The sequence below is a fragment of the Sphingomonas sp. BL-S-28 genome, from assembly GCF_055521515.1.
On sequence record NZ_CM145484.1, the window covers coordinates 1,437,982 to 1,461,233 of the forward strand.

Here is a 23,252-nt window from a genome sequence, read left to right on the forward strand (position 1 = left end):
GCCTTTCTGCGGTCCGGCCAAAGATATGATCAACACTGTTGCTTCGCTATGGCGGTATTTGCTGCCGCCCGCCCGAACATGCTCGCCACTCCCCGATCAGCGCCTAGGCTCTCCGCTTCCAAGGCAAGAAGTCCGGCAAACGGCCGGCGAGTCGGGAGAGAGAGATGGCATTTGCTGCCGACAGCGCCGGGGGCTCCCCCGCCGACATGGCGCCAAACAACCCCCTGGCGAAGCGCATGGGCGTGATCGCGGGGCTTTCGCATAACTTCGTGATCGGCACGATCATGGGCGCGTTCAGCATCATGCTGGCCCCCGCCGAACAGCGCCTGGGCGTCAGCGCCGAGGCGGCCGCCGCAGGCATTCCGCTGGTGCTGGTGGGATCGTCCGTGCTGGCACCTTTCGTGGGCGTGCTGATCGCCAAAGTATCGCTGCGGCTGCTGATGCTGATTGGCGCGCTGCTGGCGGCGGGCGGCTTCGTCATGCTGGGGCTGACGCAGAGCTATGCGCTCTATCTGGTTGCCTATGGCCTGCTGCTGGGGCCGGCGCTGAGCCTGGCGGGTTCGATCGCGCCGGCAACGCTGGTCACGCGCTGGTTCGTGCGAAATCGCGGGCTGGCCCTCGGCCTTGTCCATCTGCCGGTGGTGATCGCGATCACGCCGTGGCTGGCCGAACGCGGGCTGCGGGTGTTTTCGCCCTCGACGATCTACCTTGCCATCGGCGCGGTGATCGCGCTGGTGCTGGTCCCGGCCTGCCTTTTGGCGATCGACCATCCGCCGGGCGGCGAAAGCAAGGCGCCGGTCGGCACGGAAAAGCGCACGGCGGACGGTTCGCTCAGCGTGGCACAACTGCTGGCCCGTCCGCGCTTCTGGGCACTGTGCATCGCCGCTGTTGCCAGCATGGCCAGTTCGGTCATGCTGGGATCGCTGCTGGTGCCGATGGGCCAGTCCTGGGGCTTCACCCGCGCGGAATCGGCGTTGCTGCAGTCGATGATGTCGCTGGTCGGCATTGCGGGTTCGGTGCTGTTCGGCTGGGTGGCGGACAAGCTGGGCGGCGGGCGCTCGCTGGCGCTGATCGGCTTCGACTGTGCGGTGCTCTGGGCCGTGCTGCTGCTCCATCCACCTTTCGTGGTGACCGCCGTGGTGATCGGACTGATCGGCCTGCACGGGGCGGGCGCGATCCCGACGCTGGGCCGCGGGCTTTCGGACGCCTTCGGGCAGGCGAGCTATAGCCGCGGCTTCGGGCTCAACACGCTGATCGGCCTGCCGTTCATCGCGATTTCGGTGATCGGATCGGCCAAAGTCTACACGCAGACGCACAGCTATGACGGCGCCATCACCACAATGGCGGCGTTCTTCGTAGTGGCCATGCTGCTGGGCCTCTACGCCGCCGGAGGGCGCATCGCGCACCCTGACCCGGCAGAAGCTGCGCCCGCTTAATTATCCGCGCTGCGCTGTCGCTCTTGGCTGCCCGTCTACCGGGTAGCCAAGGTCGGCCGGGATCGTCAGCCATTCGGCCCCGTCGCGAATCTCTATCCGGGGATGGATGCGGCGGACCGGGTGGCGGGCGATGTCTTCCACGGCCTCTGCATGGCTGCCGAAGCGGGCGAGGCGTTCAAGATTGCGCCGCGTCGGGAAGATCACCGAGATTTCCCCGCGATCCGCCATTGCCAGAGCTTCGGTCGCGCTGGCCCAGAACAGGCGGGTGTTCTCGGTCGCGTCCACCTCGATATCGACCGCGCCGGTGCCGAGGTCGATCACGAAGAAGCGCGTATCGAACGCGCCTTCCCATGGCGGGCACCAGTGTGCGTAGAGCGCCAGTCGTTCGGGCATGAGATGCCAGCCGAAGTGCGCCAGCACCGGCGCCAGCTTGCCGTCTTCCAGCAGCATCCGCCGCGCCTCTGCCGCCTGTGCGGCGGAGACCGGCTCGGCAGTGGCGACCATCAGGCCGGTTTCCTCCAGCGTCTCGCGAATGGCGGCCACGCGGGCAGCAGCGATTTCTTCCGCCTCGTTCGGCAGGATCGCGCGGGCGAGTTCGCGATCGGCTTCGTCCACGCGGCCACCGGGAAACACCGCCGCGCCGCCGGCAAAGCGCATTTCCTTGGCGCGCTGGACCATCAGCAGTTCGGGCGGACCGCCCGTTGCGGCCGTGCGGAAGATGACGAGAGTGGCTGCCGGGATGACCTTGGGGCCATCGGCCGGCATCGGCTGATCGCTGGGCGGTGTCGTGCTCATCACCCGATCTTGCGCGGGCGGGGCGGGGTGGCAAGCCGAATTACGTGCCCCGGCCGGCAAACCGGCAATTCGCCGCCGTGGCGGCAACCCTATCCGGCAAGCCCATGCGATCGTGGTGTCGGCTGACTTTACACTCACGCAGAATGGGGCGCGGGGCGATTGGGCGGGAACGGCAGATTTCGGTATTATTTCAAGTTTGGCACGCCTCGTGCTTATATATTTTCGTACCCCCGAGTAGTCTCGACTGAGGCGGGGCCGAATGTCTCCCGGCCCCGCCTCCCCGAGCCTCTCTCCTCCCCGAAAATCGCAAAATTCCGTCAGCCGCACAGGGCAAAGCTTTGCCGCGCGCATGCGAAAACGCCCGGCGGTTTCCCACCGGGCGTTCCGAATTCGTAGCGCTGGCGCTGGCGGGCTTAGCCCTGCCTACTCAGCCCTGGGTTGCGAGGCCTGCGTCGATGAACAGCTGCGAGAGTTCGCCGGCCTCGTACATCTCCATCATGATATCGCTGCCGCCGACGAATTCGCCCTTCACATAGAGCTGCGGGATCGTCGGCCAATCCGAAAAGCCCTTGATGCCTTGGCGGATTTCCATGTCCTGCAGCACGTCGACGCTCTCGTAAGGCGCGCCAAGGCGCTCAAGAATGGCGACCGCGCGGCTGGAGAAACCGCACTGCGGGAACAGCGGCGTGCCTTTCATGAAAAGGACGATGTCGTTATTGTTTACAATCTCGCCGATGCGGGCGTTGACGTCGGACATTTTTAGAAACCTTCAGAAACGTACCGACCTCAGTTGGGAACGGCGGTGGTGAGTTGCAAGGCATGGAGCACGCCGCCCATGCGGCCGCCCAATGCTTCGTAGACCATCTTGTGCTGCGCGACACGCGGCTTGCCGGCAAAGGCAGCGCTGGTCACGCGCGCGGCGTAGTGATCGCCGTCGCCGGCAAGGTCGGTAATTTCGACCAGGGCGTCGGGCAGGGCTTCCCGGATGAGAGCCTCGATTTCGGGGGCGGACATGGCCATCGTGTTGGTTCCTCAGCCCAGGAAAGCGCGGCGGGCTTCGACCTGCTTGGCCTCAAGCGCGGCGCGCACTTCGGCTTCGCTGGTGTCCACGCCGGCGGCGGTAAGGTCGCCGATCAGCTTGCGGATCACATCTTCGTCGCCGGCTTCCTCGAAGTCGGCCTGGACGACGGCCTTGGCATAGGCCTCGGTCTCGGCATGGGAAAGCGCCATGCGCTCTGCCGCCCATTCGCCCAACAGACGGTTGCGGCGTGCCTGGATGCGGAACTGGATATCGGCGTCATGCACGAATTTGGCCTCCTCAGCCCGCTCGCGATCCTGGAAAGTCGTCATCAAGCACCCTCTGTCAATACCCAGTCAATACACCGGGCCGCACGGATTAGCACGTGCCGATAGGGCGCGGATTGATCGGGTTCAATCCTGTTTCGCAGAATGAGTCGCAAAAGCGCCCCGCTGCTACGGTTCTGCGCGGAGGGCCGAAACGATATCGGCCCGCCCTTCGCTGGAAGGGCGAGCCGATATTGTCGGTTCGCGGCGCGTGGTTCAGGCCGCCGTTGCCGGCGTCTTTGCCAGGAACGGCAGATCCGCTTTCGCCTTCGCCTCGTAGACCGAAATCGCGTCGCCCTGCGCCATCGTCAGGCCCACTTCGTCTAGCCCTTCCAGCAGGCAGTGCTTGCGGAAGGCGTCGATCTCGAACGTCCAGCGGTCCTGAAACGGCGTCGTTACCGACTGGGTTTCAAGGTCCACGTCGATCGGCTGCTCGCGCGCGACTTCCATCAGGCGGTCGATCGCTTCCTGCGGCAGTGCCACGGTGAGGATGCCGTTCTTGAACGCATTGCCCGAGAAGATGTCGGAGAAGCTGGGCGCGATCACGCAGGATACGCCCATGTCGAGCAGGGCCCATGCGGCGTGCTCGCGGCTCGATCCGCAGCCGAAGTTGTCACCCGCGATCAGGATCGGGGCGCCCGCATATTCGGGATCGGTGAAGACGTTGCCCGGCTCTTTCTTCACCGCCTCGAAGGCGCCTTTGCCAAGGCCTTCGCGGGTGATCGTCTTCAGCCAGTGGGCCGGGATGACGACGTCGGTGTCGACGTTCTTGCGGCCGAACGGGATGGCCCGCCCGGCGACGTGGGAAATCGGTTCCATCAATCGGTCTCGGCGGCCTTCTCGGGGTGGAGCGGCTTGTCGTTGGCGCGGGCCTTGCGGCGCTTCACGAAAAGCAATGCAGCGGCAATGGCGGCCGAACCGATGGCGGCACCGGCAGCGATTGCAGCCTTGCCGGCCAGATCCTTGGTTTCGTCAGTCATGTCGTGCTTATCCCATCAGTTCGCGTACATCGGTGAGCTTGCCGGTTACCGCGGCAGCGGCGGCCATGGCGGGGCTCATCAGGTGAGTACGGCTACCGGGCCCCTGGCGGCCGGTAAAGTTACGATTGCTGGTAGAGGCGCAGCGTTCGCCTGCCGGCACCTTGTCCGGGTTCATGGCGAGGCAGGCCGAACAGCCCGGTTCGCGCCATTCGAGGCCGGCGTCGATGATGATCTTGTCCAGACCTTCGGCTTCCGCCTGCGCTTTCACCAGGCCCGATCCGGGGACGACGATCGCCCACTTCACGTTGTCCGCCTTGTGGCGGCCCTTCAGCACTTCGGCAGCGGCGCGAATGTCTTCGATGCGGCTGTTGGTGCACGAACCGATGAAGACGTTTTGCACTTCCACGTCGGTCAGCCGGGTGCCGGGCGTGAGGCCCATGTAGTCCAGGCTCACCTTCACAGCTTCGCGCTTGGAAGCGTCGGCGAAGTCGTCCGGCGCGGGCACGATGCCGCCGATCGCCGAAGTATCCTCGGGGCTGGTGCCCCAGGTGACGGTGGGCTGGATGTCCTCCGCGCGAATCGTGACGGACTTGTCGAAAGTCGCGCCTTCGTCGGTCGCCAGGCTCTTCCACCAGGCCAGGGCCTTGTCCCAGTCCTCGCCCGTGGGCGCATAGGGGCGACCCTGCACATAGGCGAAGGTCGTCTCGTCCGGCGCGATCAGGCCGGCGCGGGCGCCGCCTTCGATGGCCATGTTGCAGACGGTCAGGCGGCCTTCGACGGTCATTTCCTCGAAGACGTTGCCGCAGAACTCGATCACGTGGCCGGTGCCGCCGGCCGTGCCGATCACGCCGATCACATGGAGCACGACGTCCTTGGACGTGACGCCGGCGCCAAGCTGGCCTTCCACGCGCACTTCCATGGTCTTCGAACGCTTCAGCAGCAGCGTCTGCGTGGCGAGCACGTGCTCCACCTCGCTGGTGCCGATCCCGAAGGCGAGGGCGCCCAGGCCGCCGTGGCAAGCGGTGTGGCTGTCCCCACAGACGATTGTCGCGCCGGGCAGGGAGAAGCCCTGTTCCGGGCCGACGACGTGGACGATGCCCTGTTCGGCATCGGTCGAATCGATGTAGCGGATGCCGAATTCGGGCGCGTTCTTCTTCAGCGCGGCCAGCTGCTGGGCGCTTTCGGGGTCCGCGATGGGCAGGATATGTCCTGCGGCATCCTTGCGCGCGGTGGTGGGCAGGTTGTGGTCCGGCACCGCAAGCGTAAGGTCGGGGCGGCGCACCGGGCGTCCGGCAACGCGAAGGCTTTCAAAGGCCTGCGGGCTGGTAACCTCGTGAACGAGGTGCCGGTCGATATAAATGAGGCTGGTGCCGTCATCGCGCGTGTCGATAACGTGGGCATCCCAGATCTTCTGGTAGAGGGTGCGCGGCTGTTTGGTCATGATGAAAGGGCGATTAGGCGCGGCCGTCCGGCAATTCAAGGGGGTTCGGTGCGGCTTTTGGCGCAACTTTATTTGCTTACCTTGATAGGCAGAGCGATGCCGGCCGCCGGAATCCGCCGTTTGGCGCATTCCGGCGGCCGCTTGCATCAGCCGCGATGGCCGTTGCGGTCGTTACGCTCCGCGCGCAGGGCGAAGTGGACCTTGTCGATGCGGCTCTGCAGCGTCTGCATCTCACGGGCGTTCAGGCCGCCGCGGGCATAGGCGGTGTGCATGCGCTGGATATCGGCGGCATCGCGGCGCAGGCCGGTGGCTTCGCGCTGGCTGATCGTGCGGCGGGCGGCGGCGCGATCGATCTGGCCGCGCAGGCCGGCGATGTCCGCACGGATCGAGGCTTCGCGATTGGGGGTGATGCGGGCGGCTTCACGATGGGGCGCGGCAGCCTGGGCAATGCCGGGGGCAATGGCCGAGATACCCAGCATGGCGACCAGGGCGGGGGCGATGATGCGGGCGATCTTGCGCATGAGGACGTTTCCTTCTTTTCGTCTCGTCTTTTCCGGGGCTTGTCCCGTGCATTCAGATTTAGATCGACGAACCTGAACGTCAGACGACCGAAAGGTCACAGTCCTGTCGGCATTTGTAACTAAGTGTCGCAGGTGCACTTGGGTACGGTGGCATCGCGACCCACGGGAGAGGGTGCCGGAAGGAATGAGAATGCAGGTGCAGCCGTGCCCGCCTGAAGTGGGCCCGGCTGCCTCTGCATTCGATAAAATCCATTTCCCGGAAAACCGCCGCCGTTTCCTTGGTTTTCAAGCGGATGACCGGCAGTTGCAGGAAGTGCGTGTGAGTATGTTGCATGTTATGCAACACCCCATTCGTTCTGCTCATTTGTGCCGCGGCGCAACATGACGCAAAAGGATCGGGCCTTTCAGGCATCCTCTCCCAAAAACTTTCCAAAGGCCGGTCCTAGCGACCGGCCCTTTTTTTGCCTGTCGCACACGTGATGCCGCAGGTGCGGAATATTTCCGGGCGCTGACAAACGCGGCCGGGGCGGATAGATTGGGCGGCATGTCCGTGATCGCCATCATCCTTATCGTACTTGCCACCGTCGCGGCGATGGAGTGGGTGGCTTGGGCCAGCCACAAGTACATCATGCATGGCTTTGCCTGGGGTTGGCATCGCGATCACCATGAACCGCATGACCGGCTGCTGGAAAAGAACGACCTCTTCGCGCTGTTCGGCGCCGCGCTGAGCATCGCGCTTTTCGCTTTGGGGTCGCCGATGATCATGGGGGGCAGCGCGTGGGAGGCAGGCACCTGGATGGGCCTTGGCGTGCTGATCTATGGGGTGATCTATACGCTGATCCACGATGGTCTGGTCCACCAGCGCTATTTCACCTGGGTGCCCCGGCGCGGCTATGCCAAGCGTCTGGTACAGGCGCACCGGCTGCATCATGCGACGCTGGGGCGCGAGGGCGGCGTCAGCTTCGGCTTTCTTGTCGCGCGCGATCCGGCGGTACTGAGTCGGGAATTGCGCCGGCAGCGAGAGAACGGCACGGCGCACCTGCGGGAAACGGTCTAGCCTACTCCGCCCGCGTCCAGATCCACGGGCCGATCACGGCCAGCACGCCCACCGGGATCAGCACCCAGGGCCAGCCCACGGTGAACCAGGTGAACGGGATCGAAGCGCTCATCGCCAGAATGGCAGAGATTTTACCCTTGCGGCTGATTGCCCGCCGGTCCCGCCATTCGCGCAAATTGTGGCCGTAATGCGGGTGGTTGTAGAGCCGCTCGGCCCATTCCGGGTGGCTTTTGCCGAAGCACCACGCCGCCAGAAGATAGAACACCACCGTCGGCATCACCGGCAGGAAGATGCCGATGGTGCCAAGCGCCACGAAGAACAGCCCCGCCGCCATCCATGCATGGCGGCTGACGTGCTTCATGCGGTGCTCGCGCTTCCTGCATCTTGCGCATAACGCGCCGCCGTCTCGCGGATCAGCGCGATCATGTTGGGCACGCCCTGCGTGCGGTTGGACGAAAGCTGGTTCTTCAGATCGAACGGCTCCAGCGCGGCGGCGATGTCGGTCGCGGCCACTTCGGCAGCGGGCCGATCCTGCACGGCAGAGATCACCAGCGAGACGATGCCCTTGGTGATCGCCGCGTTGCTGTCCGCCAGAAAGTGCAGCGTCCCGTCCTCGCGCGCCATCGGATAGACCCAGACGCTGGCCGAACAGCCGCGCACCTTGGTCGCGTCCGTCTTCAGCGCGTCAGGCATGGGATCGAGTTCGGAACCGAGGCCGATCAACAGGCGATAGCGTTCATCGCCCTCGGAAAACTCGTATTCTTCGCGGATGTCGTCGAGGCTGCGCATGACCTGCCATTTAAGCGCGACGCGGGGGAGGGCAAGGGGAAGTTGATCGCGCCGGTCTTGGGCACGTTGCTTCCGGCGCCCGATCCTGTCAGGGATTTGCCCATGAGTGCACACCCTTTCTATTCCATGCACGAACACGGCTTCGTGCGCGTCGCCACCTCCACGCCCAAGGTCCGCACCGCCGATGTCGCCTTCAATCGCGATGCCGTGCTGGCAGAGGCGCAGCGCGCGCATGAGGCGCATGTAGACCTCTTGGTCTTCCCCGAGCTGTGCCTCTCCTCCTACGCGATCGACGATCTGCACTTGCAGGCGGCGATGATCGAGGCGGTGGAAGCCGCGGTGGCGGAAATCGTCCACGCCAGCGCCGATCTCTCGCCCGTGCTGCTGGTGGGCGCGGCGCTGCCGCACAAGGGGCGGCTCTACAACTGCGCGCTCGCCATTGCGCATGGGCGGCTGTTGGGCGTGGTGCCCAAGTCCTACCTGCCCAACTACCGCGAGTTCTACGAAAAGCGCTGGTTCGCCAGTGGCAAGACGCTGAAGGGCCAGACCATCCGCGTGAACGGGCAGGACGTGCCTTTCGGCGTCGATCTGGTCTTCGCCTCCGAAGTGCTGCCCAACTTCCGCTTTTTCATCGAGATCTGCGAGGATATCTGGGCCGCGACCCCGCCCAGTTCGCACGGCGCGCTCGCCGGGGCGACGATCCTGTGCAACCTTTCCGCCTCCAACATCGTCATCGGCAAGTCGGACGAACGGCACTTGCTCTGCCGCTCGCAGTCGGCCCGCGCCACGGCGGCCTACATCTACTCCGCCGCCGGGCACGGCGAGAGCACCACCGACCTTGCCTGGGACGGGCAGGGCATCGTCTACGAACTGGGCGACCTTCTGGCGGAGAGCGAGCGCTTCTCGCTGGAGGCGGAACTCTGCATTGCCGACGTCGATGTGGACCGCATCGTCAACGACCGGATGCGCGTGCCCACCTTCAACGACGCGGCCGAAGTGGCGGGCAATCCCGACGAGACTTTCCGCACCGTGGGCTTCCGCCATGCCCCGGCGGGCGGCGACATCGGCCTGATCCGCCCGGTCTCGCGCTTCCCCTTCGTGCCTTCGCGCGCGGACAAGCTGGACGCCGACTGTTACGAGGCGTTCAACGTCCAGGTCGACGGCCTGATGCGCCGCATCGAGGCGACCGGCGCCAAGTCGATGGTGATCGGCATTTCGGGCGGGCTCGATTCGACCCATGCGCTGATCGTCGCCGCCCGCGCCTGCGACCGGCTGGGTCTGCCGCGCACGTTCATTCGCGGCTATACGATGCCCGGCTTCGCCACCAGCGACGGCACCAAGTCCAACGCCTGGAAGCTGATGAACGCCGTTGGCATCACCGCCGAAGAGATCGACATCCGCCCCACGGCGACGACGATGCTCCAGAACATCGGCCACGCTTTCTCGAACGGAGAGCCCGTCTATGACGTGACGTTCGAGAACGTGCAGGCGGGCCTGCGCACCGATTACCTGTTCCGCCTTGCCAACCAGCACGACGGCTTCGTGATCGGCACCGGCGACTTGTCCGAACTCGCACTCGGCTGGTGTACTTACGGTGTCGGCGATCAGATGAGCCACTATACGGTCAATGCGGGCGTGCCCAAGACCTTGATCCAGTACCTGATCCGCTGGTGCGCGACGACCGACCAGTTCGGCGCCGAGACCGAGGAGGTGCTGCTCGCCATCCTCGGCACCGAGATCTCGCCCGAACTCGTGCCCGCCGGCGCGGACGGCGCGATCCAGAGCACCGAGGCGAAGATCGGCCCTTACGAGCTGAACGACTTCTTCCTCCATCACGTGATGCGCTTCGGGCAGAAGCCGTCCAAGGTCGCCTTCCTTGCGCTCCACGCCTGGCGCGATGCGGCGGCGGGGGCGTGGCCGGCGGGCTTCCCGGAGGACCGCAAGAACGAGTACGACCTCGCGACGATCCGTTCGTGGCTGGAGAAGTTCCTGCGGCGCTTCTTCGCCTTCAGCCAGTTCAAGCGCTCCGCCGTGCCGAACGGGCCGAAGGTCTCTTCCGGCGGGGCGCTCAGCCCCCGCGGCGACTGGCGCGCGCCCTCCGATGCCAGCGCGGCGGTGTGGCTGGCGGAACTGGAAACGCGCGTGCCGATCCGCTGAAGCGGCGGTTGACACAGTTGACACGGTCCAGAAGGAAAAACCGTTGCCTTGGGGGTGCAAGGTGACGGTTTTGAGCGTGAAAGCGTCACCTTGCACGGCGGAGTGTCACCTTGCGGCGTCACAAGGTGACACTTGCGTTGAATATGCGAGAAGGTGGGGCAATCGGTCACGCGGGCGAATTTATGCCTGCGGGTTCGTGTAGGAAAATGGAACCGGACTGTCTGGTGGCGCCGACTAAGCGGACCTTCCCGTACGACACTCGTCAGTTGCGGGGAATCTTCCAATGGTAGGTGTAGGACAGTGAACCTGGCACCGGCATGGCATTGCCGTTTGTAGCAGGCACGAACTTCGCGCGATGGCTTGCATTCTCACAGGTTGCATCGTCCAAATCGACGTGGCTGCTCGATTGAATGATGTCGCATCTGCTTACACGCCCATTTACGCCGAAATACAGACGATAGCGCACCGCACCCTCACGCCGGGCGTGGAGGGCGCTTGCAGGATAGTCATTCTCTGTGATCCATTTTCGCGGATCACTCAGAGGCCTTGCTGGCCTGTTCCGGGGTACTGCACGAGCCTTTTCGCGAGTCCGCCAATCAGCCAATTTTACCTCATAATATCCGGAGAATAACATCGGTGTTTGCCCATTTGCCGGAGTGGCCGATATTGTCCCACGCGATCCTTTCACGATGCTTCGACCGTAGTCGTCACACATATTTCCGTTGGTTCGTAGCGTAATTTCCTGCCCTGGCCTGAAAGGGCCTTTCAAAACTTCCAGTATCTTGACCCTTGCGGATTGCGGGAAGGTTGCCGTTTCAAGCGCTTTAATGCGCAACGCCACTGGCGACTCAATGGGAGAGCGTGGTTCCTGATCGACTTGGGGCCAGCAAGCCAACGCTGGCTCGGGCGCTATAATTGCAAGAAGTGAGATTAACGCGCCGATGAAGGGGAATCCGTGCACCGCTACAAGCCCAACACATTGTGTTCCTCCGATCGTAGACCGCAATCGTTAATTGGATGTGGCTGCTGCCATTCATGGTCGATTAGACCCGAGAAAGTGACCGCTTCCCCATAATTCCTGCCATCCAAATCCGCTCAGGCTGAGCTTGTCGAAGCCCCGAGGAGCGGCGCCAGGTTCCCATGCTTCGACAGGCTCAGCATGGGCGAGGGTGGTACCGGGCGGGGGGCGGGAAAACCGGAGGTCTTCGCCTCTGATCAGCCTGGTATCGCTGCCGTCGAAAACGGGGAAAGCACGCTCCAGCCCAGCGTTTCGTAAAGCTCGCGGCCTTCCTCCGTCGCGACGAGAAGTTGGGGCAGGGCGGTATCTCTCCGTTGCGCCCTCAGTGCGTTCATGACCGCATTACCCAGCCCCTTCCGCTGGTGTTCGGGGGCGGTTTCGATCCGGTCGTAGATGAACACGCCTGCGGCTTCGACCCCGTGGCCGCTCGCTGCCGGATCGCCGTCCGGGGCCAGTACGCGCAACGAGATCGCCGCACCGTTCCGCTCGGTTTCCAGACGGTAGCCGGCGGGCAAGGGCCTTGGAGTGCCGCTCGCTTCGCGCCAGACCATGAAATAGCCTTGCGGTTGAAGCTGCCACCCCGCCGGCAGCGCTGCCATCAGTTCGTCGGCAGGGCCGCTCAGTTTGATCGGGTGGCGCGGCAGCGCCACTTCGCGGCCGATTTCGCGCAGCCCTTCGCAGAGGCTGGTGAAGACCCAGCGCTGCGTCTCGGCGGGAAGGCCGGTGTCCACCCGCAATCCGCCTCGGTCGGCAACGGGCAGGGGCAGCCCCCGGCCTACGGATCGCGCCGAAAGCCACGCGGCGACCAGTGAGGGGAGGTTGGAATCGTTCGACATTTTTCCAGACTATCAGAGGCCTGCATCCCGTCCATCGCAATGTCTACGCCGCGCGATTGACGGCTTTTCATCCGCTTCCTAAGCGCGGCGGGTTCGTCATTTGCCGCCGAAGGAAGTCCGCGTCATGAGCTTTTGCGACACGATCTGGGAAGAACTCACCCCGCTGCGCCGGGCGATCCTGGACCATCCGTTCCTGACCGAACTGGCCGAGGGCACGCTGGAGACGGAAAGCTTCCGACACTACATCGTGCAGGACAGTCTCTATCTGGCCGAATATGCCCGCGTGCTGGCGCTGGCAGCGGCGCGGGCGCCGTCGGCGGCCGGGCGGCTGGAATTTTCAGACGGCGCCAAAGTGGCGGTGCAAGTGGAGGAGGCGCTGCATCAGGCCTTTTTCGCGCAGTTCGGCGTCACTCCCGAAATGGCGCATGGCAGCGCGCCGTCGCCCGAATGTCTGGCCTATACCAGCTATCTTTCCGCGCTGGCGGCGACGCGCAGCTATGAGGAACTGATCGCCGGGATCCTGCCGTGCTTCTGGATCTACTGGGAAGTCGGCTGCCGTGTGAAGCCGCGTGCCGCCTCGCCCAATCCCTATGCCGCGTGGATCGAGACTTATGCCGCGCCTTCGTTCGGAGAGGCGACGGACCGCGTGCGTGCGCTGGTCGACGCGGCGGCGGAGGCGGCCACCCCGGCCACGCGTGAGGCGATGGCGACGGCCTTCCGCTATGCCGCCCGCTACGAATGGATGTTCTGGGATTCGGCCTATCGCCGGGCCGGCTGGCCGATCTGATCGCCGCATAAGAAAAGGGGCCCTCCGCTCTGGCGAAGGGCCCCTTCCTGGTCGGGAGGCCGAGGGTTAGCCTGCCGTTTCCAATTCGGGACGGGTGTCCGTAGCGGCCAGCGGAACCGCGGGGCTGGCGGCCGGGGTTGTTCCGGCCGGCATGGCATTGACGCGGCCGGTGCGTTCCAGCTTGCCCCAGCCGATGCCCTTGCCGGCAAAGGCGGCGCCCACGGCCCGGATCACCACGCTGTACATCAGCTGGCGATAGATGAAGCGCTGGGCCAGCAGCAGCAGCGGACGGAACCGCTCCTTGCGCGGATCCAGTCGATAGGCGACCCAGCCGCAGGCAAGGTCCACCAAGGTGAAGCCCAGCCAATAGGCGCCCATGCGCAGCACATCGGTCTGCGTCTGCGCCCAGCCATGCTGCGAGATGCGCAGCGCGGTGCCGCCGATCGAGATTAGCAGGGCCAGGTCGATCGCGGGGGAGATCACCGCGAAAACGATCTGGAACAGCCAGGCCTGCGGCATGCCGATGAAGGCAAGACCCGAGGGACGGCCCTTCCTCAGCGTGCCGCGATGCTTCCACAGGCACTGCAGCGTGCCGAACGACCAGCGGAAGCGCTGCTTGGAAAGCGCGTGGAAGCTTTCCGGCGCCTCGGTCCAGGCCACGGCGTCTTCGTCGTAGGCGACCTTCCAGCCCTTGCGCTGGATGGCGATGGTCAGGTCCTGATCTTCTGCCAGCGTGTCTTCGGGATAGCCGCCCACTTCGTCCAGCGCTTCCCGGCGCCATGCACCGACCGCGCCGGGCACGACCATGATCGCATCGAGCTTGGTCAGCGCGCGGCGTTCGAGGTTCTGCGCGGTGACATATTCCACGCCCTGCCAGCGGGTGACGAGGTTCACGCGGTTGCCCACCTTGGCATTGCCGGCGACGGCGCCGATGGCGGGATCGGCGAACCAGCGCACGAGGCGGGAAATCGTCTCCGGCTCGAACTGGGTATCGGCGTCTAGTGCGACGACGATCTCGCCCCGCGCCTGTTTCAGCGCGCGGTTGAGCGCGGCGGCCTTGCCCCCGTTCACCAGTGTCAGCAGTTCGACGCGCGGGTTATCGGCGAAGGCATCGGCGATGATCGCGCTGGTACGGTCCTTCGAACCGTCGTCCGCCACGATCACCTGCAAGTGGCGATAGTCGCTTTCCAGCACGCGGCGCACGGAGGCTTCGATCACCCGCTCCTCGTTATAGGCGGGGATGATCACGGTCACGAGCGGATCGCAGGTGTCGGCCGGCGCCGCCATCGGCTGCGGACGGCGCAGCATGGTCGCCAGCGAGGCCAGCCCGATGGAGCGCAGCACGCCCAGCGAGATCGCGAAGAAGAAGGTCCAGTTCAGCGCCGCCAGAATACCCGCCAGCACGGCGAAGAGGGCAACGTCGGCACGCACGGCGGCCAGATCCACGCCGTCCACCTTGGGCATGACCTGATCGTGGGTCAGACCGGCCAGCTTGGAGGTCGGCACGAAGGTATAGCCGTCCTGGCGCAGCCGCTGGATGATGATCGGCAGGGCTTCCACGGTCTGCGAACGGTCGCCGCCGCCGTCGTGCAGCAGGATCACGTTTTCGCTGCGGTCGGGCGAGGCCGATTCCACCTGTTCGATGGTGCTGTCGATGATGTGCTGGACGCCGGGGCGCTTCCAGTCGTCCGGATCGACGTGCAGGCCGACCACGGTGTAGCCGTGCTGCTGCGCGACGACGACGGGGCCGAGTTCGTCGGCGGTCGTCGGCTCGGCGTCTCCGAAATAGGGGGCGCGGAACAGGCGGATCGAGTGTCCGGTGGTCGCCTCGATCAGGCGCTGGGTGGCGTTCAGCTCGAGCCCGATGCCGGTGGCGGCTTCTTCCGCCATGTTGGGGTGGGTATAGCTGTGGTTGCCGATCTCGTCGCCATCGTCGGCAATGCGCTTGACGAGGTCGCGATTGGTCAGCGCGTTCTCACCCACCATGAAGAAGGTGCCGGGGACGTGGTTCTGTTCCAGGATCGCGAGGATCTTCGGCGTCCAGGTCGGGTCCGGGCCATCGTCGAAAGTCAGCGAGACCTGCTTGTTGAGGGCGCCGGTGCGCTTCACGACATAGGGCGTGGGCAGCACCTGATAGGTTTCGGCCGAGACCATGCCGCTGGTCTTGTCGAACGTGACGGCGCGGGTGCCGTCCTGCGGGGTGGCGGTGACGCGCAGGATTTCGCCCTGACCCTCGACATCGACGTTGGCGGCCTGCACCAGCGGCTTCAGGTTGGGCAACTGGCCGCCTGTGTGCCACGCCTTTACGGCGCTCCAGAAGCCGGGGTCTTCCGAACCGAGGCGCCACAGCGCGATGTCGCCCACGCCCAGGCGCGAGAGGATCTTCATCTGGTTCCACGAAGCGGCGGCGTCCAGCATCCACACGTCATGGCGGCTGCCGTCGACGAAGGAGTAACCGGCATTGCCGCTCATCGGATCGTATTGCGGCGTGGTGCTGCTGTCATGCGCGGAGAGCCAGGCTTCTTCGACCGTCAGGCTGTCTGCCTTGCCGTCGTGCCAGTCATAGGCGTATTCGCCCAGCGCCACGATGGCCTTGCCGCGCGGCAGGCCGGCGAGCGCGCCCTGCAGCTTCTGCACGAACCACGGGTTCGAGGCGATCGGGCCGGGGGTGCCGCCCTGCCAGTGTTCGTCATAGGCCATCAGCACCAGACGGTCCGCCACTTGCGCGAAGGCGCGGGTGGACCAGTCCGGGTTGTCGATCGGCATGGTGACGGAGACGAGGCGGTGCTTGGGCGCAATCTGCGCGCGCAGTTCGCTCAGGAACACACGCAGGCTGGGCAGGCTGGCGGCGGGCATCGTTTCGAAGTCGACCATCACGCCGGCGGCGTTGGTCTTGTCGAGATAGGCGACCGTCTGCGCTTCCAGCGCATGGCGGCGCGCGGGGTTGGCCAGCAGCGCGGCGGTCTGCGGGCCCTGCCATTCGCCGTCCTGCGTGTTCTGCAGCACGGGCATCACCAGCGGGCGGTGCAGCGCGGTGGCCATGATCCGGTCGAAACGGGCGTCCGCCTCGATCTTCAGCGCGCCCTTGTCGTCTACCGAGAGATTGGCCGGGGCCACCCAGTCCAGCCGGTCGATATGGCGTTCCAGCGAGGTGGCGCTGTCATCGTTCCACGGCGTGTAGAAACCGACGGTGATCGGCTTTGCCGCCGGGGTCGGTGCGGGGGTGGCGGGGCCGAACAGGAACTTGCGCGCGCGGCGGGTCAGGTGCCCGATCTGCGCGCGGAAGGGCAGGGGCTGGGCATGCTCGTAAGCGATCGGCAGCGGCGGCGGCGCCGGCACGGTGGCCACGGTGGTTGCGAACACGGCCGAGGCGGCCAGCGCCACCAGCAGCATGAGCAGCCCGAACCTGCGGACACGGACACGGCGGTTTCCGGTGGGGTCGAAGAAGATCGGTGCAGACACGGCCAGTCTCGCAAGTGCCCCCTCGAAAGGGGACCGGGCGGCTAAGGGGAGCCGCCCGGTTTCAGGGTTTTTCGGGGGTGCGATCCGGGAACCAGGGGCAATGACGAGGGTGCGACTGTCAGACTGTGGTTCCCGGATCGCATGGTCCTTTTGCCTGTCCGGGGATGGAGCGGCGGTGGAGGCGAGGTTACAAAAGATTCATGTGATGGTTTCGCAGCGGATTTTTGCATCCATCACTGGCTCACCAAATCCCGTCATCCCCGCCCTTCGGCTGGCCGGCAGGCCGGCCGCTCAGGGTAAACTGCCCGAAGGGCATGCGGGGATCCCGCTTTTCTTGCGGCTGGGCAGAAAGGAAGCGGGGCCCCCGCCTTCGCGGGGGCGACGGGGAAGTTTGCGGTTGGGGAGGTCCTTTGCTTCATGGGTGCAATTCCGCCTCGGCCCCGCTATCGCTGCTGCATTCCCCCTCGGGTCGTCCGCATCTGAGGGTTCTCGCGTCGCGCCGCCGGTTCTCGGTCGGTCAGGACGAAACCACGGAGAGATACCCAGTGACCACGCGTTTGACGTTCCGGGCGGGGCTGGCCAGCCTGCTGCTGGCGACGACCGCTTTCGCCCCTTCCGTCGCCTATTCGGCAGAGCCTGCAAAGAGTGCGCCCGCCATGCAGAACACCCTCACGTTCGAACGCGTCTTCGCCAGCCCCTCGCTCGATGGTCCGGCCCCGCGCGAAGTGAAGATCTCGCCTGATGGCCGCTGGCTGACCTTGCTGCGCAACCGCACCGAGGATCGCGAGCGCTACGATCTCTGGGGCTACGACCGCCAGACCGGCGAATGGCGGATGCTGGTCGATTCGCTCAAGCTCGGCTCGGGCCGCGAACTCTCCGAGGCTGAGAAGATGCAGCGCGAGCGCAAGCGCGTGGGCAGCCTGAAGGGTATCGTCAGCTATAGCTGGACCAAGGACGGCAAGGCGATCCTCGTCCCGCTCGATGGCGACCTCTGGCTCGCCACGCTCGACGGTTCGATCCGCCGGCTGACCGACTCGCCCGAGGATGAGCTGAACGCCGCGCTCAGTCCGCGCGGCCGCTATCTCTCGTTCGTGCGAGACCAGCGCCTCTGGGTCGGCACGCTGTCCGGCGATGCGCCCAAGGCGGTGACGCCTGAGGAATCCGCCAAGACCGTCCATTGGGGCGAGGCGGAATTCGTCGCGCAGGAGGAAATGGACCGCTTCGCCGGCTACTGGTGGAGCCCGGATGAAAGCCGCATCGCCGTCGAACGCTTCGATGAAGCGCCCGTGGGCGTCGTCACCCGCGCCGCCATCGGCGCGGAGGGCACCAAGACCTTCGAACAGCGCTATCCCGCCGCCGGCACGCCCAATGCGCTGGTTTCGCTGCACCTGATGAACCCGGACGGTTCGGGGCTGGTGAAGGTCGACCTCGGCAGCGATCCCGACATCTACCTTGCCCGCGTAGACTGGGCGCCCGATGGCCGCACGCTCTACGTGCAGCGCGAGGACCGCGCGCAGAGCCGGATCGACATGCTCGCGGTCGATCCGCAGACCGGCAAGAGCCGCGTGCTCTTCACCGAGAATGCGCCGAAGGGAAGCTGGGTAAACCTTTCCAGCAATTACCGATTCCTGAAGGACGGCAGCCTGATCTGGTGGTCCGAGCGCGACGGTTTCGGCCACCTCTACAGGTTCAAGGATGGCAAGTTCAGCCAGCTGACTTCGGGCCGCTGGGTCGTCACCGGCCTTGTCGGCGTGGATGAAGGAAAGGGGCGCATCTATTTCACCGGCACCAAGGACAGCGTGCTGGCCCCGCAGCTTTACGGACTGGACTTCGCCAAGCCGGGTGCGCCGGAGCGCCTGACCGATCCCGCCTTCGCCAACGCCGCCGTTGCCAGCGCCGATGCGACGACGTTCTACGTCACCCGCTCCTCCTCCACGCAGCCCTCGCAGAGCTATGTCGCCGATGCCGCCGGCAAGCGCCTGGCCTGGGTCGAGGAAAACCGTGTGGAGGGCACGCATCCTTACGCGCCCTACATGGCCGCGCACCGCGAAACCACGTTCGGCACGGTCAAGGCCGATGACGGGTCGGACCTGCACTGGCTGATGATCACGCCGAAGATGGAGCCGGGCAAACGCTATCCGGTGTTCTTCGAACACTACGGCGGCCCCCACGCGCAGACGGTCTCAAAGGGCTGGCTGGGCGCGCTGCCGCAGGCGATCGTGGCGAAGGGCTACATCTACTTCCGCCTCGACAACCGGGGCAGCGCCAATCGCGGCGTCGCCTTCGAAAGCCAGATCCGTAACGCCATGGGCACGGTGGAAGTGGCCGACCAGCGCGCGGGCGCGAAGTACCTGAAGTCGCTGCCCTTCGTCGATCCGGCCAAGATCGCGACTTATGGCTGGTCCTACGGCGGCTACATGACGCTGAAGATGCTGGAGACCGATCCCGGCCTCTACGCCGCGGGCATTTCCGGCGCGCCGGTGACGAAGTGGGAACTCTACGACACCAGCTATACCGAGCGTTACCTGGGTGATCCGCGCAAGCAGCCCGAGGTTTACCGCGCGGCGGACGCGGTGGACAATGCGCCGAAGATCGCCGATCCGCTGCTGTTGATCCACGGCATGGCGGACGACAACGTGGTGTTCGAAAACAGCACCGCGCTGATTGCCAAGATGCAGACGGCCTCCACCCCGTTCGAAATGATGCTCTATCCGGGGCAGACGCATTCGGCCGTGCGCGGCAGCACCGCGCGCCACGTGTGGGAGACGATCTTCGCCTTCCTCGGCCGGCACGGCGTGAAGCCGGACTGACGGCCATCGGGTCCGCATGGGCTGGCAGCCGCTAGAGGTTGGCCAGCCCATGCGGACCGCTACCTTGCGGACACGCAACGGTTATTTGCGCAGACGAATGCATCTGATAGGGGATTCGCGACTCCGGACGGGCCCGGAGGGGCAATCTGCAGGGGCGCAGGCGCAAGGCAATGGTTAACGAGGGCATCGTTACAGCGGCGGACGCGCGCAGCTATCGGGCCTTCCTGAGCTATAGCCACGCCAACGAACGCTTTGCCGGCAAACTGCACCGCTGGCTGGAATCCTATCGCATTCCCGCGCGCCTCGTCGGCAAGACCTCGTCGCGCGGGACGGTGCCCAAGCGGCTGACGCCGATCTTCCGCGATCGCGCCGAATTGGCGGCGGCCAGCAGCCTGGATCACGAAGTGCGCACCGCGCTTTCGCAATCCGAGGCCTTGCTGGTGCTGTGCTCCCCGGCGGCGCGCGCTTCGCGCTGGGTCGATGCGGAAATCGCGCTGTTCCGCAGCCTCTACCCCGACCGGCCGGTGATTGCCGCGCTGGTGGAGGGGGAGCCGGCGGACAGCTTCCCGCAAGCGCTGCTCCAGCCCGATGCCAACGGCGTGGTGCACGAACCGATCGCCGCCGATTTCCGCGCCATGGCGGACGGGCCGAAACTGGCACGGCTGAAGATCGTGGCCGGGCTTACCGGCGTGGCGCTGGACCAGATCATCCAGCGCGATGCGCAGCGCCAGTTGCGCCGCGTGATTGCCATCACGCTCCTGACCGTGCTGCTGACGCTATCGATGGCGCTGATGCTGATCTTCGCGGTGCGCGCGCAGATGGAAGCGCAACGCCAGAGGCAGCAGGCAGAAGGACTGATCGAATTCATGCTGACGGACCTGCGGCAAAAGCTCGAAGGCGTCGGCCGACTCGATGTGCTCCAGACCGTGAACCAGCGGGCGCTGGCCTATTATGCCGACCAGCCGAACCTGAAGGATCTGCCGGCCGATTCGCTCGACCGGCGCGCCCGCATTCTTCATGCCATGGGCGAGGACGATCAGAAGCGCGGCGACGCGGCCGGGGCGCTGGCCAAGTTCCGCGAGGCGCACCGTGTGACCGGGGCGTTGATGGACGCCGAACCTACCGATCCTTCGCGCGTCTATGCCCATGCGCAGAGCGAATACTGGCTCGGCTACGTGGACTTCATCGCCTATCGCTACGATGCCGCGCTGGCGCATTTTACGGCCTATCGCGATCTTGCCCGCCGACTGGTGAAACTGCGGCCCGACGATCGCAGCTACTTGCGCGAACTCGGCTATGCACAGGGTAACATCTGCTCGGTCGCGGTGACGCGCAAACGCGCGCAGGACAGCGTCTCGGAATGCGGCAAGGCATTGGCGACGATGGAGCAGGTGGGCCGCATGGCGCCCGGTGATGCCGGCGTGCAGCAAGATATCGCCAATCGCCACGGCTGGCTGGCGGACGCGTTGCGTGTGGGCGGGCATAACCGCCAGGCGCTGGACCAGCGCAAGAAGCAGGCGGACATCGTCCGCAACCTGCTGCGCGAAGATCCGAAGAACGCCAGTTTCCTGGAGGACTGGATGCTCGTCCGCTATTCCACCTCGCAGCTGCTGCACGCGATGGGCGAACAGCACGAAGCGGAAGCGATGAGCGACGAGGCCCGGGCGGATGTAGACCGGTTGATCGCATCCGACCCCGAGAATAACGATTGGCGTATTTGGCGGCGTAAGTTCGATCAACCGTTCAACTGAGTGCAAAGGGGAAGCATCATGTCGACAGTGAACTATACCGAATACGGCCTGGCGCCGTGGATCGATTTCGAAGGCGTGGACAGCACCTGGGCGGCGAAGGACGAGGTGGTTTTCACCGTCAAGTTCACCGGCACCGAATGCGGGAAAATATCTCTCGAATACTCGCAGGATTATATCCCCATCAAGCGCGACACGAACGTCTGCATCAAGCTTGAGGGGGATCAGATCTGGTTCTCGAAGGAATTCGAGGGGATCACGATGAAGGAATCGCTCGCCTCGTTCTACGGCAGCCTCGAATATTTTGACTACGACACGACGACTGAACGCTACAAGACGGTGCGGTTCAAGGCACGTGCCAACAAGGGCGGTAAGTACAACACCTGCCATCGTTTCAACATTAACATTGACCTGCACCAGAAGGCGGCGGATCATACCGATCGGTGGATCGGATTGACCATCGATCCCGATATCAAGAACCCGCCGCCCCATGCCTGACCGCGAATAACTCCTGCAAGGCGGCGCTTCCGTGATCCTTCCTCTTCTTGTCCGTATTCGGCAGATCGCACGATCGGGCGACGTGCTGCGTGCATGGCGCCTGTTCGAAGGCGCGGGCCTGCTCGAATCGCGGGATAGCGAGGCGCTGAGCCTCAAGGGAAGGCTGCTGAAGGATCGCGGCTTGCGCAGTCTTGGGCCTGATCGCAGCGAACTGCTCGATCAGGCGCAGGACGCCTACATGCGCGCCGCCGGCGGGCGGCGCGCCACTTATCCGCTGATCAATGCGGCGACCATCGCCTTGCTCAATGGCAAGCCGGATGAGGCGCAGACATTAGCCCGGCAGGTGCTGGACCTGCTGGAAAGCGGCGATTACGAGCCCGAGACTCGCTACTGGCTGGGCGCCACCGCGGCGGAGGCCAAGCTGCTGCTGGGCGATGCCCGCGCTGCGCGATTGGCTTTGGAAGAGGCGGTGAAAGCCGCGCCGGACGCCTGGGAAGACCAGGCCGCCACCTTGCGCCAGTTCCAGCAGATCCTCGAATGGACCGGGGCTCCGTTCGGCGTGTTCGATCACTTGCGCCCGCCGGCCAGCCTCTATTTCAGCGGCATCATCGGTTTGCCGGAGGATGCCGATCGTGTGCGGCAGGAGATCGGCTCCATGCTCGATCGCGTGAAGCCGGGCGTAGTGTTCGGCGCGCTGGCGGCGGGATCGGATATTCTCATCGCCGAAATGGCGATTGCCGCAGGCGCGCAGCTCCATGTGGTGCTGCCCACCCATGTCGAGGCGTTCCGCGAGATTTCGGTCGCGCATTTCGGCGAGGATTGGGGCGAGCGCTTCGACCGCCTGCTCGATGCCGCCGAAGTGATCGACATTCTGGAAGGGCCGGGCCGGCTTTCCGGCGCGGCGGTGCATCTGGCCGCGCAAGTGGCGATGGGCCTGGCGATCCGCCGCGCGCGGGTGCTGGCTACCGAGGCGCTGGCCTTCCACGTGGGCCGCGCGTTCGACGAACTTTCGCCGCCTGAAGTCGAATGGCGGCGGCAGGGGCGGATGCTGCACGAACTGGTGCTGGACGAATCGCTGCCCGCGCGCGGCGCCGATTTCGATCCGGCGGTGAACCGCGCGGTGCTGGCGATTGCCGGCACGGTGCCCAAGGTCTGCGATCTGACGTTCGTGACCCGGCAGACCACGTTCGAGGGCTTTTCGCTGCTGCAGTTCGATGATCCGGTTGCCGCGATGGATCAGGCCGCCGCGATCCTGCGCGCGGCGCCGGAAAGCCGGCTGGGCCTCGATTACCGCCCGGTCTGCTCCGAGAAGGGCCTTGTCGAGATTGCCGATCCGGCGATCGTGCTCGCCCGTTCGGCCAACGAGGGCAGCGTCTGCGCGCACTGGCCGCAGATCGCGGTGCTGGAACTGCTGGCGCCGCGCTATCGGTTCGAAACGGCGGGTGAAGTCGTCACCCCGCTCGGCGATTTCCCGATCGGGCTGTTCTGTCAGGATTCGCAGGGCTGACGGCTGAGAGACCGTTTGAAAATTCGCGGTACGCGAATTTTGCCGCCTCAAAAATGCCCCTGCGGG

General features: G+C 65.2%; 21 protein-coding genes. 8 read left to right on the forward strand and 13 right to left on the reverse strand.

Translation table 11 applies throughout. The features are described from left to right. Positions 1-164 precede the first annotated feature (164 nt). Positions 165-1,436 (forward strand): MFS transporter, encoded by a 1,272-nt coding sequence (locus ACZ1JC_RS15520; protein ID WP_465136003.1) that lies wholly within the window; start codon positions 165-167, stop codon positions 1,434-1,436. Here the strand turns inward: ACZ1JC_RS15520 and ACZ1JC_RS15525 are convergent, their stop codons facing one another. The 8 genes from ACZ1JC_RS15525 to ACZ1JC_RS15560 all read right to left on the reverse strand — a co-directional run bounded on the left by ACZ1JC_RS15525 (position 1,437) and on the right by ACZ1JC_RS15560 (position 6,517). Continuing rightward, positions 1,437-2,231 (reverse strand): NUDIX hydrolase, encoded by a 795-nt coding sequence (locus ACZ1JC_RS15525; RefSeq protein WP_465136002.1) that lies wholly within the window; start codon positions 2,229-2,231, stop codon positions 1,437-1,439. A 427-nt stretch (positions 2,232-2,658) separates the two neighbouring features. Next, positions 2,659-2,988 (reverse strand): Grx4 family monothiol glutaredoxin, encoded by a 330-nt coding sequence (gene grxD, locus ACZ1JC_RS15530; protein WP_395330955.1) that lies wholly within the window; start codon positions 2,986-2,988, stop codon positions 2,659-2,661. A gap of 29 nt (positions 2,989-3,017) precedes the next feature. Continuing rightward, entirely contained in the window at positions 3,018-3,251 is a 234-nt protein-coding gene (locus ACZ1JC_RS15535) for a BolA/IbaG family iron-sulfur metabolism protein (protein ID WP_465136001.1), read from the reverse strand. Positions 3,252-3,263: 12 nt separating this feature from the next. Further along, complete coding sequence (locus ACZ1JC_RS15540; protein WP_395330959.1) at positions 3,264-3,581, reverse strand: DUF1476 domain-containing protein; 318 nt, start codon at positions 3,579-3,581, stop codon at positions 3,264-3,266. A 210-nt stretch (positions 3,582-3,791) separates the two neighbouring features. Next, positions 3,792-4,394, reverse strand: coding sequence for a 3-isopropylmalate dehydratase small subunit (leuD, locus tag ACZ1JC_RS15545; protein WP_465136000.1), 603 nt, complete (start codon positions 4,392-4,394; stop codon positions 3,792-3,794). Continuing rightward, positions 4,394-4,555 (reverse strand): hypothetical protein, encoded by a 162-nt coding sequence (locus ACZ1JC_RS15550; protein ID WP_465135999.1) that lies wholly within the window; start codon positions 4,553-4,555, stop codon positions 4,394-4,396. Before ACZ1JC_RS15550 ends, leuD begins: the two co-directional genes overlap by 1 nt. 7 nt (positions 4,556-4,562) lie before the next feature. Next, positions 4,563-5,996 carry a 3-isopropylmalate dehydratase large subunit gene (gene leuC, locus ACZ1JC_RS15555; protein WP_465135998.1) on the reverse strand — a complete coding sequence of 478 codons (1,434 nt, stop codon included), beginning with the start codon at positions 5,994-5,996 and terminating at the stop codon, positions 4,563-4,565. Between the two features lie 146 nt (positions 5,997-6,142). Further along, a complete protein-coding gene (locus ACZ1JC_RS15560; protein WP_465135997.1) occupies positions 6,143-6,517 on the reverse strand; it encodes a hypothetical protein in 375 nt (124 codons plus the stop codon). A 544-nt stretch (positions 6,518-7,061) separates the two neighbouring features. On the opposite strand from ACZ1JC_RS15560, the gene ACZ1JC_RS15565 reads away from it, so the two are divergent. Next, a complete protein-coding gene (locus ACZ1JC_RS15565; RefSeq protein WP_465135996.1) occupies positions 7,062-7,574 on the forward strand; it encodes a sterol desaturase family protein in 513 nt (170 codons plus the stop codon). A 1-nt stretch (position 7,575) separates the two neighbouring features. On the opposite strand, the gene ACZ1JC_RS15570 is transcribed toward ACZ1JC_RS15565, so the two are convergent. Together ACZ1JC_RS15570 and ACZ1JC_RS15575 are read right to left on the reverse strand one after the other, a co-directional pair. Beyond that, a complete protein-coding gene (locus ACZ1JC_RS15570; RefSeq protein ID WP_465135995.1) occupies positions 7,576-7,935 on the reverse strand; it encodes a YbaN family protein in 360 nt (119 codons plus the stop codon). After that, positions 7,932-8,363 carry a SufE family protein gene (locus ACZ1JC_RS15575; protein ID WP_465135994.1) on the reverse strand — a complete coding sequence of 144 codons (432 nt, stop codon included), beginning with the start codon at positions 8,361-8,363 and terminating at the stop codon, positions 7,932-7,934. The genes ACZ1JC_RS15570 and ACZ1JC_RS15575 overlap by 4 nt, the downstream gene beginning before the upstream one ends. Before the next feature lie 102 nt (positions 8,364-8,465). Here ACZ1JC_RS15575 and ACZ1JC_RS15580 point away from each other — a divergent pair, with 102 nt between their 5' ends. Then, the gene (locus ACZ1JC_RS15580) at positions 8,466-10,520 is read left to right on the forward strand and encodes an NAD(+) synthase (RefSeq protein ID WP_465135993.1); all 2,055 of its coding nucleotides are present in this window, start codon (positions 8,466-8,468) and stop codon (positions 10,518-10,520) included. Positions 10,521-10,782: 262 nt separating this feature from the next. Here the strand turns inward: ACZ1JC_RS15580 and ACZ1JC_RS15585 are convergent, their stop codons facing one another. Together ACZ1JC_RS15585 and ACZ1JC_RS15590 are read right to left on the reverse strand one after the other, a co-directional pair. Next, positions 10,783-11,235 (reverse strand): energy transducer TonB, encoded by a 453-nt coding sequence (locus ACZ1JC_RS15585; protein ID WP_465169088.1) that lies wholly within the window; start codon positions 11,233-11,235, stop codon positions 10,783-10,785. 500 nt (positions 11,236-11,735) lie between these two features. After that, complete coding sequence (locus ACZ1JC_RS15590; RefSeq protein WP_465135992.1) at positions 11,736-12,374, reverse strand: GNAT family N-acetyltransferase; 639 nt, start codon at positions 12,372-12,374, stop codon at positions 11,736-11,738. Positions 12,375-12,498: 124 nt separating this feature from the next. Between ACZ1JC_RS15590 and tenA the strand changes: the two genes are divergently transcribed. Continuing rightward, positions 12,499-13,161: a thiaminase II gene (tenA, locus tag ACZ1JC_RS15595; protein ID WP_465135991.1), complete on the forward strand. Its 663-nt coding sequence runs from the start codon at positions 12,499-12,501 to the stop codon at positions 13,159-13,161. Between the two features lie 66 nt (positions 13,162-13,227). Here the strand turns inward: tenA and ACZ1JC_RS15600 are convergent, their stop codons facing one another. Further along, complete coding sequence (locus ACZ1JC_RS15600; protein ID WP_465135990.1) at positions 13,228-16,623, reverse strand: glycosyltransferase; 3,396 nt, start codon at positions 16,621-16,623, stop codon at positions 13,228-13,230. A gap of 545 nt (positions 16,624-17,168) precedes the next feature. On the opposite strand from ACZ1JC_RS15600, the gene ACZ1JC_RS15605 reads away from it, so the two are divergent. The 4 genes from ACZ1JC_RS15605 to ACZ1JC_RS15620 all read left to right on the forward strand — a co-directional run bounded on the left by ACZ1JC_RS15605 (position 17,169) and on the right by ACZ1JC_RS15620 (position 23,186). Beyond that, positions 17,169-19,433, forward strand: coding sequence for a S9 family peptidase (locus ACZ1JC_RS15605; RefSeq protein WP_465135989.1), 2,265 nt, complete (start codon positions 17,169-17,171; stop codon positions 19,431-19,433). A gap of 170 nt (positions 19,434-19,603) precedes the next feature. After that, positions 19,604-21,184 (forward strand): toll/interleukin-1 receptor domain-containing protein, encoded by a 1,581-nt coding sequence (locus ACZ1JC_RS15610; protein ID WP_465135988.1) that lies wholly within the window; start codon positions 19,604-19,606, stop codon positions 21,182-21,184. An 18-nt stretch (positions 21,185-21,202) separates the two neighbouring features. After that, entirely contained in the window at positions 21,203-21,679 is a 477-nt protein-coding gene (locus ACZ1JC_RS15615; protein ID WP_465135987.1) for a nucleotide synthetase, read from the forward strand. 31 nt (positions 21,680-21,710) lie between these two features. Then, complete coding sequence (locus ACZ1JC_RS15620) at positions 21,711-23,186, forward strand: TRAFs-binding domain-containing protein (RefSeq protein ID WP_465135986.1); 1,476 nt, start codon at positions 21,711-21,713, stop codon at positions 23,184-23,186. Positions 23,187-23,252 lie beyond the last annotated feature (66 nt).

What these genes read in the sequence shown, in the direction of transcription:
- ACZ1JC_RS15520 (WP_465136003.1), top strand. Translation starts at nt 165, where the DNA reads ATGGCATTTGCTGCCGACAGCGCCGGGGGCTCCCCCGCCGACATGGCG.
- ACZ1JC_RS15525 (WP_465136002.1), bottom strand. Translation starts at nt 2,231, where the DNA reads ATGAGCACGACACCGCCCAGCGATCAGCCGATGCCGGCCGATGGCCCC.
- grxD (WP_395330955.1), bottom strand. Translation starts at nt 2,988, where the DNA reads ATGTCCGACGTCAACGCCCGCATCGGCGAGATTGTAAACAATAACGAC.
- ACZ1JC_RS15535 (WP_465136001.1), bottom strand. Translation starts at nt 3,251, where the DNA reads ATGGCCATGTCCGCCCCCGAAATCGAGGCTCTCATCCGGGAAGCCCTG.
- ACZ1JC_RS15540 (WP_395330959.1), bottom strand. Translation starts at nt 3,581, where the DNA reads ATGACGACTTTCCAGGATCGCGAGCGGGCTGAGGAGGCCAAATTCGTG.
- leuD (WP_465136000.1), bottom strand. Translation starts at nt 4,394, where the DNA reads ATGGAACCGATTTCCCACGTCGCCGGGCGGGCCATCCCGTTCGGCCGC.
- ACZ1JC_RS15550 (WP_465135999.1), bottom strand. Translation starts at nt 4,555, where the DNA reads ATGACTGACGAAACCAAGGATCTGGCCGGCAAGGCTGCAATCGCTGCC.
- leuC (WP_465135998.1), bottom strand. Translation starts at nt 5,996, where the DNA reads ATGACCAAACAGCCGCGCACCCTCTACCAGAAGATCTGGGATGCCCAC.
- ACZ1JC_RS15560 (WP_465135997.1), bottom strand. Translation starts at nt 6,517, where the DNA reads ATGCGCAAGATCGCCCGCATCATCGCCCCCGCCCTGGTCGCCATGCTG.
- ACZ1JC_RS15565 (WP_465135996.1), top strand. Translation starts at nt 7,062, where the DNA reads ATGTCCGTGATCGCCATCATCCTTATCGTACTTGCCACCGTCGCGGCG.
- ACZ1JC_RS15570 (WP_465135995.1), bottom strand. Translation starts at nt 7,935, where the DNA reads ATGAAGCACGTCAGCCGCCATGCATGGATGGCGGCGGGGCTGTTCTTC.
- ACZ1JC_RS15575 (WP_465135994.1), bottom strand. Translation starts at nt 8,363, where the DNA reads ATGCGCAGCCTCGACGACATCCGCGAAGAATACGAGTTTTCCGAGGGC.
- ACZ1JC_RS15580 (WP_465135993.1), top strand. Translation starts at nt 8,466, where the DNA reads ATGAGTGCACACCCTTTCTATTCCATGCACGAACACGGCTTCGTGCGC.
- ACZ1JC_RS15585 (WP_465169088.1), bottom strand. Translation starts at nt 11,235, where the DNA reads ATGTGTGACGACTACGGTCGAAGCATCGTGAAAGGATCGCGTGGGACA.
- ACZ1JC_RS15590 (WP_465135992.1), bottom strand. Translation starts at nt 12,374, where the DNA reads ATGTCGAACGATTCCAACCTCCCCTCACTGGTCGCCGCGTGGCTTTCG.
- tenA (WP_465135991.1), top strand. Translation starts at nt 12,499, where the DNA reads ATGAGCTTTTGCGACACGATCTGGGAAGAACTCACCCCGCTGCGCCGG.
- ACZ1JC_RS15610 (WP_465135988.1), top strand. Translation starts at nt 19,604, where the DNA reads ATGGTTAACGAGGGCATCGTTACAGCGGCGGACGCGCGCAGCTATCGG.
- ACZ1JC_RS15615 (WP_465135987.1), top strand. Translation starts at nt 21,203, where the DNA reads ATGTCGACAGTGAACTATACCGAATACGGCCTGGCGCCGTGGATCGAT.